Source organism: uncultured Cardiobacterium sp. (genome assembly GCF_938028825.1).
In the GTDB taxonomy this organism is placed as follows: domain Bacteria; phylum Pseudomonadota; class Gammaproteobacteria; order Cardiobacteriales; family Cardiobacteriaceae; genus Cardiobacterium.
Genome location: NZ_CALIZP010000051.1, coordinates 1 through 15,834 on the forward strand (window position 1 = coordinate 1; position 15,834 = coordinate 15,834).

The following is a 15,834-nucleotide window of genomic DNA, read 5'->3' on the forward strand; positions in this document are numbered from 1 at the left end:
TGTCCGAGCTGGAAAAACCCGGCCGCGACCCGCGCGGCGAGTTTCAGACGGCATCGTTTGCCGAAGGCATCCACGAAATCAGCGACTTGCAGGTCGACATGATTTTGGAAGGCGTGGTCTCCAACGTCGCCAACTTCGGCGCGTTCGTGGACATCGGCGTACATCAAGACGGCTTGGTGCATATTTCCGCGCTGTCCAATAAATTTGTGCAAGACCCGCGCGAAGTGGTGAAAGCCGGCGACGTGGTAAAAGTGAAAGTGCTGGAAGTTGATGCCGACCGCAAACGCATCGCGCTGACCATGCGGCTGGATGACGAACCGGGCGCGGCGGCAAACGGCCGAAAAGACCGCCCACGCGGCGACAAACGCCCGCCGCAGAAGCAGGAAAAAATGACCAACACGGCAATGGCGGATGCCTTTGCCAAGCTGAAGCGGTAACTACCGTAAAAACAGGCCCATTAAACCCTTCATGTAAACAAAAAGCCCGATTTTTTTACATATCCACCGCGACATGACAAAAAAACGGGCTTTTCTTTACACCAAGAAGCACACCGCCATGTACACCATTGACCAATTCCCCCCGCCAGACGATTTTGAAAGCGTTGCCGTCCTCAAACAACTCGCGGCCGCTCACCGCTACTTGGCCGAACTCAAAGGCATCTGCCGCAGCATTCCCAACCAGGGCATATTAATCAATACTTTGGCCTTGCAAGAGGCCAAGGACAGCTCCGCCATCGAAAACATCATAACCACCCATGATGAACTCTATCGCGCCGCAGTATCCGAAACCCCAAGCAACCCGGCCATCAAAGAAGTACAAAACTATTCCGCTGCCCTGCACTGCGGCTACACGCTTATCCGTCAACACGGCATCCTTACCAATAACCACATCTTGGCAATACAAGCCACATTGGAAAAAAATAACGCCGGATTCCGCAAACAATCCGGCACCATACTGAAAAATGACCGGACAGGGGAAACCGTGTACATGCCGCCGCAACACCCGGACGACATCATCCGCCTGATGGGAAATCTGGAACAATTCATCAATACCAATAACAACAATACCGACCCGTTGATTCGCATGGCGCTGCTCCACCACCAGTTTGAAAGCATACACCCGTTTTACGACGGCAACGGCAGAACAGGCAGGATTATCAATGTGTTGTATCTGGTTTTAACCGGCTTGCTGGATATTCCCGTCCTATACCTGAGCCGCTATCTCGTGCAGCATAAAAACGAATATTATCATCAGCTGCAATATGTGCGCGAAACAGGCCAATGGGAATCATGGCTGCTATATATGCTGAAAGCCGTAGAACAAACAGCAAAAGACGGTATTGATACCGTACAACAAATCCAACAGGCCATGATGAACTACAAACACGGCATTAGAGAAAAATTCAGCTTTTACAGCCAGGATCTTATTAATCACCTATTTAACCATCCCTATACAAAAATAGACTTCATGATGAAGAGCCTGAATATATCCCGTCCCAGTGCCAGCAAATATCTGGACGAATTAACAGGCCATGGCTTTCTGCAAAAAGAAAAAATCAGCAGAAGCAATTACTACATCAATATTGCCCTGATGAAAATACTCTTGCCGCCCGAAAAACGTCCCACCACCATATAGCTTTCACTGCGCCGGTGACGGCCTCTGTTTGAAGCCTATCCCATTCATCCCCCGGTATTGCTGCCGCTCACGGAACCAGCATTACGAGACCTATAACGACGCCGCTTGGCGCCGTTCCCGCCGTAGGGTGCATTGGTATCGCCCGCCGCTCATTCGTCCGCCAGCACTTCCCCCAGGAAATCCGCCGCCGCGCGCACGCCGGGGCTGCGGCGCACGTCTTCGTGCATGACCAGACAGATTTCCGCCGCAAACGCAGGCGGGGGTTCGCCGTCAGCCAATGCCACCGTTTGCAGGCCGTCGGCGGGGGAAACGGCGAAGTCGGGCAGGATGCCGATGCCGATTTGTCCGCATACGGCCTGTTTGACGGCGGCGAAGTCGTTGCTGGCGAACGTGATGTCCGCTTCTTCGCCGATTTGTTCGGCAAACCAGCGGGCGAAGCGGGTTTCCACGGCGATTTGCACGTATTGCCAATGTTCGCGGCGGGTGTTTTTCAGATAGCTTTCGTGGCCGTAGAGGCGGTAGGAAAAGCCGCGCAGGCGGCGCACGACGAGGTCGTTTTGCGTGGGGCGGACGAGGCGCAGAGCGATGTCCGCCCGCCGTTCGTGCAGATCGGCCAGCGCCGCTTCGGCGAGCAGGTGCAGGCGGATGTCGGCGTGTCGGCGGCAGAAAGCCGTCAGATGCGGCATCAAGAGCAGGCGGGCGACGAACGGCGGCGCGGAGATGGCGACGTTGTGCCGCAGCGCCGCCTGTTCGCGGGCGGCGCGCTGCAACATGTTCATGTCTTTGCAGATTTTGCAGGCGTGGCGATGGAGCCGTTCGCCGTCGGCAGTAAGCAGGTAGCGTTTGCCGATGCGGTCGAAGAGGCGCAGGCCGAGCGCGGTTTCAAGCCGGGCGATTTGCCGCGCCACGGTGCTGTGTTGCACGCCCAGGTGTTCGGCGGCGGCGGTGAGCGTTTCTTTTTCCACCAGGGCGGTGAAGTGGCGGATGCCGTTCCAGTCGGGTTCCATCGTTCTTCATGCTCCCGGCCGGGCTTTATTCGCCGTCCCCGTCGCGGCTGTTTTTGGGCAAGAGGAAGCAGCCGACCAGCAGCCCCGCCGCCAGTGCCATCATCGCGTAGGTGAAGGTGGCCAGCACGCTGTTGATGAAGGCGCTGAGCGGCAGGTGGTAGGTGAAGACGATGGCGAAGGTGATGACGTAAAACGTAATCCCGCCAAGCAGACAGCCCACGACCGCGCCCGTCAGGATAAAGATGACGACGCCGCCAAGGTCGCGGCGCAGCTTCATTTGATTGGCCAGCCAACCGATAACGCCGGCGGAAATCAACCCCGCGCCGGCCAGCATGGAGAAATAGAGCCACACGGCCCTGCCGCGCTGCCCATAGACGGCAAGAAAGAGCATGCCGGGCACGACGGCCATCACGGTGATCAGCCAGCCGGTGGCGAAACGCGGGGGATTTTGTTCGTCTGGCGACGCATTGGATGGGACGGTTGCTGTCATGGCTTTTCCTTTATCTGACGGGTGGATGGTGAACGCGCAACGGTATGGTCCCGCTGCGCTCCCGCCCGGCATTCTAATCATTCTCTGCGAGGGTCGGAATAAAGCCGCCTGCGCGCCCGCCTGCCGCCGCCTTCTGTGCAAATTTCGGCAGACACCGTCGGTTTATCGCGTATTACTGCATCTGCAAACGGCCTAGACTGCCCACCCCTTTACTTCACGGAGCTTCATCATGCCCTTACTCTCCGGCAAACACGCCGTCATCACCGGCGGCAGCGACGGCATCGGCCTCGGTATCGCCCGTGCCTTCGCCGCAGCGGGTGCGGCGCAAATCGGCCTCGTTGCCCGCGACGCCGCCAAACTCGCCGCCGCGCAAAGCAGCCTGAGCGACTGCCCCGCCGCCGTGCACACCATCGCCGCCGACCTGGCCGACACCGCCGCCATCCCCGCGCTGGCCGCACGCATCACCGCCGCACTGCCGCAGGTGGACATCCTCGTCAATAACGCCGGATTGGGGCGTTTCGTCCCCTTCGCCGCCTGCGACGCCGCGCTCTTTGACGCGCATTTCAACCTCAACGTCAAAGCGCCGTATTTCCTCACCCAGGCGCTGCTGCCCGCGCTCACCGCCGCGCGCGGCAACGTCCTCAACATCTCATCCTATTTTGCGCAGCGGATGCTGCCCGACCGCGCCACCAGCATCTATTCCGCCAGTAAGGGCGCGCTCAATTCGCTGACCAAAGCGTTGGCCTTTGAGCTCGGCGCGGCGGGTGTGCGCGTGAACGCCATCGCCCCCGGCAGCGTGGAAACGCCGCAGTTGCGGCACAATCTCGCCGTGATGCCCGCCGGCAAACAGGCGGCGTTTGCCGAAATGATCCGCACCATCTACCCGCTGGGGCATATCGGCCAGGCGGACGACATCGGCCGGGCGGCGGTTTTCCTTGCTTCAAGCCACGCGCAATGGATAACCGGCGCGGTGCTGGCGGTGGACGGCGGCTTGACGACGAACTGACGCCGTGCAAAAACTGCCGGGGAAATACGCGGGTATGCTGTTTGCCCTTTACACCCCGGCAGTGATGGTGCTGATTGTCGGCGCGGTGCGCACGGGGCCGGACGCGGGCTATCCGCTGCGGCCCTTGCGCGCGTGTCATCATCCGGCCGGTGGTGAAATGGGTGGCGGCAGCGGTCGCGGATTGGTGAACGGCGTTTTCCCCACCCGGCAGCGTCTGCCGCCGTTCCTCCCCGCATTGGCGTCATGGTGCCCTGCCCCCCCGCATATTGGGTACGCGCCCATGCGGACACAACAACCGCCCGCTGCCCCAATCCCTGTACAATTCCCCGCCCATCCACAACCCGCCCATCCCATGTCGCAACACTCCCCCATGATGCAGCGCATCGTCAAATTCTGGCTGCCGCTTGCCGCCATCTTTCTCGGCCTCGCCTGGTTCTCGCAATGGCATTTCGATCCCGACAAAGAAGCGAAAGCGGGGCTGGAACGCCTCAACCGCTGGCGGGCGCAGGCGGGGTTGCAGGAATTGCGCGCGAACCCCGCGCTCACCCAAGCGGCGCAGCATCATGCCGCCTATCTCGGCAAGGACGCGCACGGCCACAACGAAACCAACCGCAGCAATCCGCATTACACCGGTGCCGACCCGCAGGCGCGCGCCACCGCCGCCGGTTATCCCGCGCCGGTGGTGGAGAACCTCAGCACCGGCAATTTCGCGCGCAGCGGCATCCGCAATACCGACAGCCTGATGACCGCGCTTTATCACCGCCTCGCCCTGCTCAACCCCGACGACGACGAAGCGGGCGCCGCCTGGGTGCGCGGCCGCCACGCCGCCTTCGTCATCGTGCAGGGCAGCAGCCGTGACCGCGAACTGTGCGCACAGGCGGGCAACCCGGCGACAAAGCGCTACATCCTCACCATGCAGTGCAACGGCCAAATGGTGAAAATCCCGCTCGATGCCGCACCGCGCCGCTACACCGGCGCCGTCAAATACCCCGCCGGCGGCAACATCGAACCCGCCTACGACGGCAAAGAAATCCCCAACCCCATGCCGGGCACAAAAGCCGTCGGCAACCCGGTCAGCATCGCCTTTTACGGGCAGCAAACGCCCGTCGCAATGCGCGCCTTCACCCTGCGCTCCCATCAGGGCGAAATCCGCAACCCGACCATCCTCTCCGCCGCGACCGACCGCCACCACCTGATGCAGGCAAACGAATTTGCCCTGTTTGCGCCGGAACCGCTCGCTTACGACACCGAATATACCGCCGAATTTCACTACACCCAGGACGGCAAAGAGCACACCGAACGCTGGACCTTCCGCACCCGCAAACGCAGAACACTGGAATGGTAAGGATGATGTCCCGGGAAACAGCCTGACTTTCAGCTTGCTGCAACACGGATAATGGCGGACTGAAGCCCGCCCTGCGGCAAGTTGTTTTTTGCTTTTGACCTTACGGCAGCACCGCCATTCCGCTCGCCAGCGCGATGCCCGCCGCATCTTGGGCGACCTCAATCTCCTGCCCGCTCGGCTGGCGCACTTCGCCCACTCCGCACACCACAGCGGCGGCGATGGAGCCGCTGCCGCAGGAAGTCTCATAAAAAAAGCTGTCCACCGCGCGCACCCACACCAGCGGATGAATGGCGACGCGCCCCTGCACGCGTTCGCACCAGATTACGCCGACGGCGGGGCGCGTCAGCAAATCAAGTTGCGCACACAGCGCGCGATGGCGGGCGCGGAACGCGTCTGCGGCGGCGGGGAACGCCGCTTCCAGCACGACATGCACGATGCCGCCCAAATCTACCAACGCCGCTGCGCTGCCGTCATCGAGGCGGGCGGACTGCACCGCCGCCCGCATGCCGGGGAAACGGCAGCGCACCCAAAAATCCGCCGCACGGCGCGCCACTTCCGCCTGCACCCGTCCGGCAAAGCCGGACATGGAAAACGACACCGCTCCGCCCTGCGGCGCCAGCAACAACGCGGCGGCACGGGCGGCATTGCCGCAGAACTCGCCGCCTGCCATCTCGAAATGGGCGGCGTTTGCCGTCCTGATGAGAAACCCCGCCTGCTCCACGCCTTGCGCGGCGTGGGCAGCGACCAGCGCCTGTCCGTGCGCGGCATAAGCGGCGCGCGTCAGCGGGGCGGCGAGTGTGTCAATGGCGGTGGCATTGCCGCCGGCAGCGGTGATGATGATGATGGTCATGACGGACTCCTGCGCTTATAAAAAGCGGAAGGCGGGGGGTGGATTCTGGGTGCTTTTGCCGCAAAGCCGGGTTGCCCCGGCTTTGTTTTCAGATTTTGGGTTTTTCGGTTTTGTTTTGGTTTTGCGCGGCCTGCACGGCTTTTTTGTAGCGCGTGTCCGTCAGGGTGAGGTAAACCGCCCCCGCCGTGCGGCTGTCACGCAAGGTCAATTCGGCTGCTTTGTTGATGCACAGGCCGTTTTCCAGTCCGCCGGCGGTGCACCAGTAGCTGCCCAGCCCGCTTGTCTGGGTGGGTTTGCCGTATTTCTGCACGGCAGCTTCTGCCAGCATTTGGCGGTTCTCGTCGGTGTAGGGCAGGCTGTACTGGATTTCATCGGCTACCCGGCTGTCCGCTTTGCCGTGCCATGCGTCCGCGATGAAATGGACTTTGACTTTATGGTTGCCTTTCTGCCATTCGATGTCATCGTCGTAGCCGCCGCTGATGTCGCTGTCGCCAATTTCCAGCGCGGTGTTGAGCGCGGCTTTGATTGCTGCTTCATCCATGCCCAGTTTCATGCCGGAGATGTCGAAGTTGTCCACGTCGTAGGTGGGGTTGCCGTTAGCAGTGGACAGGGTGGCGGTGCTCAGGGCGAGGGCGGCGGCAAGCAGGTTCTTTTTCATGCGGTTTCCTTGTGTTGCGGGAAGATTAACGGGTGGCAGTGTATCAGCTTCTTTTTGCTCAGAGGCGGTGCTCGCGCCGGTAGGCGGCAAGTGCCGCCTTGTGCGCGCGCCAGTCGGGCTGGGCGGCGTCCATCAGGGCGTAGAAGGCGGCGCTGTGGTTGTGTTCTTGGAGATGGCAGAGTTCGTGGATGATGACGTGGTGAATCTGCGCGGGCGGGTACTGGATAAGCGCGGTGCTGAGGGTGATGATGCCGTCATGGCTGCAATTCCCCCAGGTGCGGCGCATATGGCGGTAGCGCAGCGGCGGCATGGCCGCGACCCACGGGCAATGCAGCAGGGCAGCGGCGACGAGCACGGGGAAATGCGTCATGCTTTGCACGCGGTGGAAGGCACGGAAGCGGGCAGCAAGGGTGGCATCAGCTGCGGGAAGGGTGATGAAGGTGCTGCCGTCTATCCGGATGCGGGCGGTGGCGGCGGGGTCGAGGATGAGGCGGTAGCGCTCGCCAAGCAGGTGGTGCAGGCTGCCGTCGGCGTAGGGCGCGGCGGGGCGCTCTTCTTGCGGATGGGCGTGGGCGGCGATCCAGGCAAGGTTGCTGCGGATGAAGTGTTCGATGTCGGCACGGCGGCTGCGCGGCGGGTGCGAGAGGTAGAGGGTGCCGCCGCCGTCCACGCTGAGGCGCAGGCGGCGGTTGTTGCGGCGCGGCGGGCGCAGGTGGATGCGGTAGGCGTGGTTTTGGTAGGGGATGTCGAGAGTCTGCATGGGCGGCGTGCTGTGGCGGTTCAGGCGGTGGCGACGGTAGCGCCGTCGTCAAAGACAAGCGTTTTTTCCGGCCAGCGCAGGGCGGCGAGGCGATAGGCGGAGTGCGGCGGTGCGATGCCCGCCTTGCGCTCGCGCCAGCGCGCGCCGACGGCGTAGTCGCAGCAGAAGACATTGTGCCGGGCGCCGAACCACTGCTGCGGCGGGCAGGGAAAGAGCGGATGTTCCCCGTGCCAGCGGCGCCAGTAGTGGCCGATGACAACGGCGGGGGCGTCGCGGTAGTCGTCCCACCACGGTGTGCGGGCGACGAAGCGCCAGCGTCCGCCCGCATAGTGCGGCGCGGCGGCGGGGCTTTCGCTGCCGCAGGTGAGGGCGCGGATGGGGTTGCCCCGGCTGTAATAGCTGTCGCGGGCGGCGGTGGCGGGGCGGTAAGCAGGCGGATGCGCGGGGTCGTACAGGTCGTCACCGCGCGCCTCTTCCGCCTGCCAGGCGGGATACCACGGCTGCGTGGCGGCTGCGCGGTCCAGTTCTTCTTCCCAGCGGCGGTGGTTGGCGACGAGGTCATCACCCGCTGCCGTATGCAGGCGGGCGACGGCGGCGGGCAGCCAGGCAGCGTGGACGATGCGCAGATCCCCGCGTGTCAGGACAAGCGGCTGGGCAGCGAGGAAGCGGTGCAAGGCGGCTTTGCCGGCGGCGGGGTAATGCCGCCACGGGGCGAAATCGGCAGCGTCTTTATCGGCGCGCTGCGTGAAATACCAGCCGGAACCCTGCTTGGCGTCACCCAGCAGCAGGTTGATTTCGTGATTGCCGAGCACCATCTGCGCGTACCCGGCGGCGTGAGCCCGCATGAACCAGTCCAGCACGGCGGGGACGTCGTTGCCGCGATCGACAAGATCGCCGACGAGGACGAGGTGGCGGTGTTGCGGGTGGCTGCCGTCCGGGCGGTAGCCGAGATGCGCGAGCAGTTGTTGCAGGGCAGCGTATTCGCCGTGGATGTCGCCGATGATGTCGAGCGCTCCGGCGGGCAGGGTGGCGGTGTGGGGCATGGTGTGGAAACGGCCGCCTGCTATGGGCGCGGACGGACGGGCGGGGCGTCGATTTTGACGCGACCGCCGTTCGGGTTGGCGGCGGGGGTTTCGTCCGGCACGGGTTGTTCTGTGGCATTGATGGGTTGGGCGGCGGGAGTGTCGGCAGTTTGGGCGCTATCCGGGGCGGGGTCGCTGTCTTCGTCGCCGGCAGATGATGCGGAACCGCCGCTGTTGCCAGTCTCTCCGGCTTTATCGTCGCTTTTCGCGGGCTGGTGCATGGTGATCCAGCTGTCGAGTTCTTCGCTGCCGGCGGCGAGGACGCGGGTCTCGTAACCATCCGGGAATACGAGTACGGGCAACTCGGCACGGTCGGCATCACCCGTTTCTTCTTTGATTTGTTTGAGTTTCTCGCCTTCACGCGCGGCACAGTCTTCTTTCGGCGCTTCTTCGCTGTGCAGGCCGTAGAGCAAGTGGTCACGCAGGGCTTCCGGCGGGTTGTGGTGGCAGTTGATGGCAAGCGCGCGCCGGCGTTCGGCGTCGCTTGCGGTGTAGAGGTAGCGATAGAGGGTCACGTCGCTGATGCTGCCCAGCTGTTCTTCCAGGGTTTTGCACATGTCGCAGTCGGGCGCGGTCACGATCCACAGGCGGCGGTTGCCGTCGCCTTTTTTTTCTTTTTGCGCGAGGGATACGGGCAGGGCGGCAAACTGGCCGTCGCCTTTTTGTTTGCCCGCTTTCGGCGGCGGATCGTCCGGGTTCTTCGCGGCAGTTTGGGCTTCGCCCTCGTCCGCGCTGCCGATGCCTTTGGCGGCGGCGAGTGCTTCGCGCCGCTCGCGGGTGATGTTGACGGCATCCGGCACGGAGATGATGTCGGCCCGGAAGATGTAGCTGCCGTCCTTGTTGACGTAGAGAATTTCGTCGTTTTTGTCTTTGTAGGTGATTTCGTAGATGTCGTCCGCGAAGGGGACGCGGTTGATGCTGTCGATGTATTCCACCATCGCGGCGGTGTTGCGCCCGTTTTTGAGGTTCTGCATGATGGTGTCGAGGGTTTCCTGCGGCGGCGGCGCGGACCGGTCTTCGGCACCGGCAAACGGGGCGGCGAGGAGGGCGAGGGTGAGGAGTGCTTTTTTCATGGGCGGGTCAGTTGATTTGCTGGTTGTCCGGCGCGAGGGTGTAACCGTGGCCGTCTTTGTTGGTGCAGCTCAGGCTGTCGCCTGCGCGAGTGCAATGCCAGTTGGGGTTGTCGAGGGTCTCGCCGTCGGCAATGGTGGTACCGAAGCCGCTGAAATCGCTGTCGCCCCGGCATTGCCAGTGGAGGCTTGCCTCGCCTGCGGGCGGCAGGACGAAGACGGCTTGCCTGGCCAGCGGGCAGTCGGCGGGCTTTTCTTTGCCGAGGGCGGGATTGGTGAGCGGGATATGAAAGTAGCAGTTGAGGCCGTCGGGCGGCAGCGGGTCGTCGCTGTTGTTTTGTCCGGCGCGGATGCCGCTGCCGCACTGGATAAGCGGTTCGCCGTCCTTGTCGAGGGTGATGACCTGCCGGTACACGGGGCTTGGCTCCGGGGCGGGCGGGGTACTGTTGTCTTCTGCGACGGCATGGCTGCCGAGTGTGAGAAGGATTGCGGTCAGGGTCAGGGTTTTCATGGTCGTTACCGGGTTGTGTGCCTGCCCGGCATTGTATAGCGGCGTTTTCGTCCGGGGGTTGAGGTTTTGTAGGGTTTGCCCGGCATGAAAAACCCCCGCTTGCGGCGGGGGCGGCCATGTTTTCTGTTCAGGCGGATGCCATGTTTTCCCGCATCCGGCCGAGGAAATCGCGCAGGATTTCGCGTTCGCTCTCGCCGAAGTTTTTCAGCGCCGCTTCTTTCGCTTCTACCGCGATTTCGTGCATGCGGTTCATCAGCGGCTGACTTTTTTCGGTAAGGAAGATGAGGTTGGTGCGGCGGTCTTGCGGGTCCTGGCGGCGGTCGAGCAGGCCGTCTTTTTCAAGCTTGTCAATTTGCCGGGTCAGCGTCATCGGCGCAAGATCCATGTATTCGGCCAGTTTGGTCTGGCTGACGCCTTCGTAGCGCGAGAGGTAGGTGAGCAATGTCCATTGGGTGCGGGTGATGCCGTAGATGCGCACGCGCCGGTCGTAGTAGCGGTTCATCAGGCGCGTGGTGTCGTGCATCAGGAAGCCGAAGCCGTGGCGCAGGTCGTCCAGGCTGTGGTGTTCTTCTGTCATGTTTTGGTCTCTTTTTTTGTCGCAGCCGTTTTGCTGCGGCCGGTTTTCCCTGTTGTGCCGCTTTTTTTCGCGGTCGTGGTTTTTGTCGCGGTTTTGGCTGCCGTTTTGCCTGTTTTGCCCGCGCCCCGCTTGGCTTTGCGCTCTTTGGCTTTTTCGAGCAGTTCAAGCGCGGCATCAAGTTCGAGGTCGGCGGGTTCTATCGTTTTTGGGATAGATGCGTTAATACTACCATTTGTTACATATGGACCAAAGCGACCATTTAATATTTGTAATATCTCTTCGCCATTTTTTATCTCTTTTATATATTTCTGGTTATCGGCCTCTTTTTTGGCGGCAACGAGTTCGAGGGCGCGTTCGAGGGTGACGGTGAGCGGGTCTTCGTCTTTGGGCAGGGAGACATAGCGTTTGCCGTAGCGGATGTAGGGGCCGTAGCGGCCGATATTGGCAACGAGTTCGCCGTCTTCCGGGCTTTCGCCGATAACGCGCGGCAGTTTGAAGAGTTCGAGCGCTTCTTCAAGAGTGATAGTGTCCATGCTGCGCTCGGGCGGGATGCTGGCAAATTGGGGTTTTTCTTCGTCGTCTTTGCTGCCGATTTGCACGAAGGGTCCGAAGCGGCCGAAGCGGACGGTGACGGGCTTGCCGCTTTTCGGGTCGGTGCCGAGTTCGCGCGCCTGCATGACTTCTTCACGCGGGATGTCTTTTTTTTCGTCAAGGCGGTTGGAGAAGGCGCCCCAGAAGTCGCCGAGCAGCGGTTTCCACTGGCGTTCGCCGCGTGAGACGGCGTCAAGATCGTCTTCTAGGCGGGCGGTGAAGTCGTAGTCCACGTAGCGCTCGAAGTGTTTGGTGAGGAAGTCGTTGACAACTTTGCCGATGGTGGTCGGGATGAAGCGGCGGTTTTCTTGTTCGACGTATTCGCGCTCTTGCAGGGTGCCGATGATGCTGGCGTAGGTGGAGGGGCGGCCGATGCCGTTGGCTTCGAGTTCCTTGATGAGGGCGGCTTCGGAGTAGCGCGGCGGCGGCTGGGTGAAGTGCTGGCTGCCGGTGATGTCGTGCAGCCGGATGCGGTCGCCGTTTTTCATCGGCGGCAGCAGGCGGTTGTCGTCGTCTTCTTCTTTGTTGTCTTCGCGTTCTTCTTGATAGACGCTGATGTAGCCGGGGAATTTGATGGTGCTGCCGCTGGCGCGGAATTGGTGTTTGTCGCTGCCGGCGTGCAGGTCGGCGCTGATGTTTTCGAGGATGGCGGAGGCCATTTGCGAGGCGACGGCGCGTTTTCTGATGAGTTCGTAGAGTTTGTATTCGTCGCCGCCGAGGCCGAGCGAGGCACCGTCGCGGCCGCAGTCGGTAGGGCGGATGGCTTCGTGCGCTTCCTGGGCGTTTTTGGATTTGGTCTTGTAGTGGCGGGGTTTGTCGGGCAGATAGTTCATGCCGTATTGTTGCGCGACCCAGTCGCGGATGGCAGCGATGGCTTCTTGCGCGAGGTTGACGGAGTCGGTCCGCATGTAGGTGATGTGGCCGTCTTCGTAGAGGCGCTGCGCAACGCGCATGGTTTTTTGCGCGCCGAAGTAGAGTTTGCTCGCCGCCGCCTGCTGCATGGTGGAGGTGGTAAAAGGCGGTGCCGGGTTGCGTTTGCTGTCTTTTTTGCTGATGTCGGCAACGAGCAAGCTGCCCTGGGCGGTGGCTTTCAGGGTGTCGATGGCGGTCTGGGTGTCTTCTGCGTTGGTGAAACTGAATTTTTTGGTTTTTTCGCCGTTGTACACGGTGAGTTTGCCGGGGAAGTTTTGCCCGGCGTGGCTGAGGGCGGCGGCGATGTCCCAGTATTCTTCGCTGTTGAAGGCTTCAATTTCGCGCTCGCGTTCGACAATCATGCGCAGGGCGGGCGACTGGACGCGGCCGGCGGAGAGGCCGGGGCGGACTTTGCGCCACAAGAGCGGCGAGAGGTTGAAGCCGACGAGGTAATCGAGTGCGCGGCGGGCTTGTTGCGCGTTGACGAGATCCATCTCGAGGTGGCGCGGGTGGGCGACGGCCTGCCGGATGGCGTTTTTGGTGATTTCGTGGAAGGCGACGCGGTAGAGGTTTTTGTCGCGCAGGGCACCGCGTTCGTGCAGGATTTCTTTGAGGTGCCAAGAGATGGCTTCGCCTTCGCGGTCGGGGTCGGTCGCGAGGTAGATGTTTTCGGCGGTTTTCGCCGCTTTGGTGATTTCGTTGACGTGGCGGGCGTTGCGCTCGATGATTTCGTAGTGCATGGCGAAGTCGTCGTCGGTATCGACTGCGCCGTTTTTCGGGATGAGGTCGCGCACATGGCCGTAGGAGGCCATGACTTCGTAATCGTTGCCGAGGTATTTGTGCAGGGTTTTGGCTTTCGCCGGCGATTCGACGATGAGGAGGTTCTTGCTCATGGGGATACTGTCGCTTTGCGGTTTCAGGTGACGCGCTGGAACATGCCGCCTGGCAGCGCAGCGACGCGCCCGTCCAGCTCAAGTATTATCAGCATGGCCGAAATTTCCGCACTCGTCAATTCCAGGCGCGGCACGAGGTCGTCCACGCGGCAGGGGTCATATCCCATCGCTTGCAGCAGACGTTCTTCAGGAGTATCGGCGGCTGCTACGGTAGCCTCCGGAGCGTTTTCCGGTTGTTTTTGTTGCAATTCCAGGTTGGCGAGAGCAAGTGGATAAAGTTCTTCCAGCACGTCTTGCGCGGTTTCGATAAGTTTGGCGCCTTCGCGGATGAGGCGGTGGCAGCCTTTGACCAACGGGTTGTGGATGGAACCGGGAATGGCGAAGACTTCCCGCCCCTGTTCAGCGGCGAGACGGGCGGTGATGAGCGAACCGCTTTGCGCCGAGGCTTCGACGACAAGGACGCCGAGCGAAAGACCACTGATGATACGGTTGCGGCGCGGAAAGTTGCCAGCGCGCACGCCGGTGCCGATAGGATATTCGGAGACGATAGCGCCATGCGCGGCAATACGGTGGGCAAGATCACGATGGCGGGCGGGATAGACACGGTCGAGGCCGGTGCCAACCACGGCAATAGTGTTGCCGCTGCTGAGTGCACCTTCGTGTGCGGCACCGTCGATACCGAGAGCGAGGCCGCTGGTGACGGTCAATCCCGCTTGTGCAAAGGCTTCGGCGAAGGCGTGGCAGGTGCGCAATGCCGGTTCGCTGGCGTTGCGGCTGCCGACGATGGCAATTTGTGCGGTGGTAAGCAATGCCGGGTTGCCCTGCACGAAAAGTAGTGGCGGTGGGTCGGGAATTTCGCGCAAAAGTGGTGGGTAGGCGGGATCATCATAAGGAATGATGTGACGCGAGCCATTGCCTGCGGCCAGCCAATCCATGTCGGCATTCGCCGCTACATCATGTTCTGCCGCCTGCCAGATGCTGATTTGTTCGGCACGGTATTGCGGCAGGCGTTTGCGGATTTCTGCTGTCGGCGCATGAAAAAACGCTTCCGGCGAGCCAAAAGCTTCCAGAAGCGTTTGATAGGTCTTGCTGCCGACGCCCGGCGCGCGCAGGAGCGCACACCAAGCGCGTAGGTTCGCCGTCATCAGGGATGGACGAGCGTGTCGGTTTCGTAGATGCTCTGGGTAGAATCGAGCACAAAGCCGATACTGACGTCATCGTACACACGAATAATCATCAGATAGCCGATGTCTTTACCCGGCACTTGTACCGGCTGGCCTTTCATCACACGACCCGGACCTTCGCGGACGATCTTCCAGACATCGCCCACTTGCGCGCCGTTGTCGCGGCCGAAGCTGGTGATGACCGTGTCGAATTCCTTGATGGTCGGGTAGATATTCGAGCTGCGGATGATATAACCGCGCGAGCACTGGCCGCTCGGCATTTTCGGGAAATAGCTGGCCGGTTCGTCATGCGCGTTGATCGGCAGGATGACATCCTCTTCGTGCATGGGTTCGACCGCTTCAAGGATTTGCAGCTTGGTCATATCGGTCGCGACATCGTAGCCGGTCACGGCGACATCGCCGATATGGCGCAGTTCGTAGCCGACTACCCGCCCTTTGCGGCCGTCTTTGAGAATCGGATCGCCGACCACACGGAAGACGCCGTATTCCTGATCCTGCTGCGGATTATTGAGGCCCTTGGCGAAGATTTCCTGCTGCTCGGTGAGGGTGAGGTAATCGCCGGCATCGCCGAGGACAAACGGCAGATTCTGGATTTCGTTCGATTTCAGGATGCGGGTCTTCAAGGCATGCGCCTGCACCACATCGGCGGCGATGGATACCGGACGCGAGCCGAAGTTATCGACACGCATATGCGGCGAATAGCGGACGATCGGGATGCCGTCGCGCGTTCTGCGCCCGGTATCGACACCGTGATATTCCTCATTCGCTTCGACAATCGTGACGCGTTTCGAGCCGTTAATGGAGACCACGCTGAGCACGTCGCCGGGATAAATCAGGTGCGGGTTTTTCACCTGCGGATTGTCGTACCAGATATTGGTCCAGTACCACGGCAGGATCAGGAAGCGCTTGGAAATACCCCACAGCGTATCGCCCTTCTTGACCACATAGCGCATCGGCACTTCCGATTCCTGACGGAACGCCTCATCCGTATTAGCAAGCACCTTCGGGAAACTGCCGTCGTTGAGGCACAGCTCCGTCGGGCGCTCCTGCCGGTTCTGGAACGGATCGCGGGCGGAGGTACAACCGGCGATGACGACGGCGAGGGCAAGGCCCAGTCCTGTAATATGGGTTTTTAACACAATAAATACTCCTATCTGAACAATCGGTTTCCATTACGCCCGCGAGGGGCCGTTCCCGTATAATAGCCTTTTCGTAACCATTTTCCTACCAAAATTTCATATTCCGGTAAAAAAAAATCAAGAG

General features: G+C 61.3%; 16 protein-coding genes. 4 read left to right on the forward strand and 12 right to left on the reverse strand.

Going from position 1 to position 15,834, the window contains the following annotated elements; translation table 11 throughout:
* Both Q0562_RS08120 and Q0562_RS08125 read left to right on the forward strand, forming a co-directional pair.
* Positions 1-437: S1 RNA-binding domain-containing protein (locus tag Q0562_RS08120; RefSeq protein ID WP_298643349.1), on the forward strand; the 437-nt coding region annotated here is incomplete at its 5' end.
* A gap of 118 nt (positions 438-555) precedes the next feature.
* Positions 556-1,635, forward strand: coding sequence for a Fic family protein (locus tag Q0562_RS08125; RefSeq protein WP_298643351.1), 1,080 nt, complete (start codon positions 556-558; stop codon positions 1,633-1,635).
* Positions 1,636-1,784: 149 nt separating this feature from the next.
* Here the strand turns inward: Q0562_RS08125 and Q0562_RS08130 are convergent, their stop codons facing one another.
* A complete protein-coding gene (locus tag Q0562_RS08130) occupies positions 1,785-2,642 on the reverse strand; it encodes a LysR family transcriptional regulator (RefSeq protein ID WP_298643352.1) in 858 nt (285 codons plus the stop codon).
* A gap of 25 nt (positions 2,643-2,667) precedes the next feature.
* Positions 2,668-3,132 carry a hypothetical protein gene (locus tag Q0562_RS08135; RefSeq protein WP_298643354.1) on the reverse strand — a complete coding sequence of 155 codons (465 nt, stop codon included), beginning with the start codon at positions 3,130-3,132 and terminating at the stop codon, positions 2,668-2,670.
* Between the two features lie 229 nt (positions 3,133-3,361).
* Here Q0562_RS08135 and Q0562_RS08140 point away from each other — a divergent pair, with 229 nt between their 5' ends.
* Both Q0562_RS08140 and Q0562_RS08145 read left to right on the forward strand, forming a co-directional pair.
* The gene (locus tag Q0562_RS08140; RefSeq protein ID WP_298643356.1) at positions 3,362-4,138 is read left to right on the forward strand and encodes an SDR family oxidoreductase; all 777 of its coding nucleotides are present in this window, start codon (positions 3,362-3,364) and stop codon (positions 4,136-4,138) included.
* A 370-nt stretch (positions 4,139-4,508) separates the two neighbouring features.
* Positions 4,509-5,483 carry a CAP domain-containing protein gene (locus Q0562_RS08145; RefSeq protein ID WP_366144739.1) on the forward strand — a complete coding sequence of 325 codons (975 nt, stop codon included), beginning with the start codon at positions 4,509-4,511 and terminating at the stop codon, positions 5,481-5,483.
* A 100-nt stretch (positions 5,484-5,583) separates the two neighbouring features.
* On the opposite strand, the gene Q0562_RS08150 is transcribed toward Q0562_RS08145, so the two are convergent.
* From Q0562_RS08150 to Q0562_RS08195, 10 genes are all read right to left on the reverse strand, one after another.
* Entirely contained in the window at positions 5,584-6,333 is a 750-nt protein-coding gene (locus Q0562_RS08150) for a hypothetical protein (RefSeq protein ID WP_298643360.1), read from the reverse strand.
* A gap of 88 nt (positions 6,334-6,421) precedes the next feature.
* Positions 6,422-6,991: a hypothetical protein gene (locus tag Q0562_RS08155; protein ID WP_298643362.1), complete on the reverse strand. Its 570-nt coding sequence runs from the start codon at positions 6,989-6,991 to the stop codon at positions 6,422-6,424.
* Between the two features lie 58 nt (positions 6,992-7,049).
* Complete coding sequence (locus Q0562_RS08160; RefSeq protein ID WP_298643364.1) at positions 7,050-7,751, reverse strand: SprT family zinc-dependent metalloprotease; 702 nt, start codon at positions 7,749-7,751, stop codon at positions 7,050-7,052.
* Positions 7,752-7,771: 20 nt separating this feature from the next.
* Positions 7,772-8,794, reverse strand: a complete 1,023-nt coding sequence (locus Q0562_RS08165; protein ID WP_298643366.1) for a metallophosphoesterase — start codon at positions 8,792-8,794, stop codon at positions 7,772-7,774.
* A gap of 20 nt (positions 8,795-8,814) precedes the next feature.
* Positions 8,815-9,906, reverse strand: coding sequence for a thiol:disulfide interchange protein (locus tag Q0562_RS08170; protein ID WP_298643368.1), 1,092 nt, complete (start codon positions 9,904-9,906; stop codon positions 8,815-8,817).
* Positions 9,907-9,913: 7 nt separating this feature from the next.
* Positions 9,914-10,414 carry a DUF6636 domain-containing protein gene (locus Q0562_RS08175; protein ID WP_298643370.1) on the reverse strand — a complete coding sequence of 167 codons (501 nt, stop codon included), beginning with the start codon at positions 10,412-10,414 and terminating at the stop codon, positions 9,914-9,916.
* A 127-nt stretch (positions 10,415-10,541) separates the two neighbouring features.
* Positions 10,542-10,991: a MarR family transcriptional regulator gene (locus Q0562_RS08180; RefSeq protein ID WP_298643372.1), complete on the reverse strand. Its 450-nt coding sequence runs from the start codon at positions 10,989-10,991 to the stop codon at positions 10,542-10,544.
* A complete protein-coding gene (topA, locus tag Q0562_RS08185; RefSeq protein WP_298643373.1) occupies positions 10,988-13,387 on the reverse strand; it encodes a type I DNA topoisomerase in 2,400 nt (799 codons plus the stop codon). The genes Q0562_RS08180 and topA overlap by 4 nt, the downstream gene beginning before the upstream one ends.
* Positions 13,388-13,410: 23 nt before the next feature.
* On the reverse strand, positions 13,411-14,532 hold the full coding sequence (gene dprA, locus Q0562_RS08190; RefSeq protein WP_298643375.1) for a DNA-processing protein DprA: 1,122 nt from the start codon (positions 14,530-14,532) through the stop codon (positions 13,411-13,413).
* Entirely contained in the window at positions 14,532-15,710 is a 1,179-nt protein-coding gene (locus tag Q0562_RS08195) for a LysM peptidoglycan-binding domain-containing protein (protein WP_298643377.1), read from the reverse strand. Before Q0562_RS08195 ends, dprA begins: the two co-directional genes overlap by 1 nt.
* Positions 15,711-15,834: the final 124 nt, after the last annotated feature.

Bases quoted from the DNA above. Each gene is read 5' to 3' on its own strand.
- Q0562_RS08175 (WP_298643370.1), bottom strand. From the start codon at position 10,414: ATGAAAACCCTGACCCTGACCGCAATCCTTCTCACACTCGGCAGCCAT.
- Q0562_RS08125 (WP_298643351.1), top strand. From the start codon at position 556: ATGTACACCATTGACCAATTCCCCCCGCCAGACGATTTTGAAAGCGTT.
- dprA (WP_298643375.1), bottom strand. From the start codon at position 14,532: ATGACGGCGAACCTACGCGCTTGGTGTGCGCTCCTGCGCGCGCCGGGC.
- Q0562_RS08150 (WP_298643360.1), bottom strand. From the start codon at position 6,333: ATGACCATCATCATCATCACCGCTGCCGGCGGCAATGCCACCGCCATT.
- Q0562_RS08165 (WP_298643366.1), bottom strand. From the start codon at position 8,794: ATGCCCCACACCGCCACCCTGCCCGCCGGAGCGCTCGACATCATCGGC.
- Q0562_RS08140 (WP_298643356.1), top strand. From the start codon at position 3,362: ATGCCCTTACTCTCCGGCAAACACGCCGTCATCACCGGCGGCAGCGAC.
- topA (WP_298643373.1), bottom strand. From the start codon at position 13,387: ATGAGCAAGAACCTCCTCATCGTCGAATCGCCGGCGAAAGCCAAAACC.
- Q0562_RS08180 (WP_298643372.1), bottom strand. From the start codon at position 10,991: ATGACAGAAGAACACCACAGCCTGGACGACCTGCGCCACGGCTTCGGC.
- Q0562_RS08130 (WP_298643352.1), bottom strand. From the start codon at position 2,642: ATGGAACCCGACTGGAACGGCATCCGCCACTTCACCGCCCTGGTGGAA.
- Q0562_RS08160 (WP_298643364.1), bottom strand. From the start codon at position 7,751: ATGCAGACTCTCGACATCCCCTACCAAAACCACGCCTACCGCATCCAC.
- Q0562_RS08135 (WP_298643354.1), bottom strand. From the start codon at position 3,132: ATGACAGCAACCGTCCCATCCAATGCGTCGCCAGACGAACAAAATCCC.
- Q0562_RS08155 (WP_298643362.1), bottom strand. From the start codon at position 6,991: ATGAAAAAGAACCTGCTTGCCGCCGCCCTCGCCCTGAGCACCGCCACC.
- Q0562_RS08145 (WP_366144739.1), top strand. From the start codon at position 4,509: ATGATGCAGCGCATCGTCAAATTCTGGCTGCCGCTTGCCGCCATCTTT.
- Q0562_RS08170 (WP_298643368.1), bottom strand. From the start codon at position 9,906: ATGAAAAAAGCACTCCTCACCCTCGCCCTCCTCGCCGCCCCGTTTGCC.